Origin of the sequence: Vogesella mureinivorans, assembly GCF_007644035.1 — a bacterium.
GTDB classification, from domain to species: Bacteria; Pseudomonadota; Gammaproteobacteria; order Burkholderiales; family Chromobacteriaceae; genus Vogesella; species Vogesella mureinivorans.
The window spans coordinates 1-265 of sequence record NZ_VMTV02000627.1; the positions used below are offsets into that span (position 1 = coordinate 1).

1 pseudogene is annotated in these 265 nt (G+C 61.5%); it reads left to right on the forward strand.

Annotation, left to right across the window (positions count from 1 at the left end):
- Nucleotides 1-265: pseudogene (locus FLQ44_RS16980) on the forward strand (tyrosine--tRNA ligase); the annotation flags it as partial.

A 265-nucleotide genomic window follows, 5' to 3' on the forward strand; every position in this document is an offset into this window, starting at 1 on the left:
GTGACGATGCTCTACTGGCTGCAGGAAACCGGCCACCGCCCCATCAGCCTGATGGGCGGCGGCACGTCCATGGTTGGCGACCCGAGCTTCCGCGACGATCAGCGGAGCCTGCTCAGCGTCGACAAGATCAAGACCAATATCGAGAGCATCAAGAAGGTCTACTCGCGCATCCTCCGCTATGGCGAAGGCCCGACCGACGCCGTCATGGTGGACAACGCCGATTGGCTGCTGAAGCTCAACTATGTCGAGTTCCTGCGCGATGTGG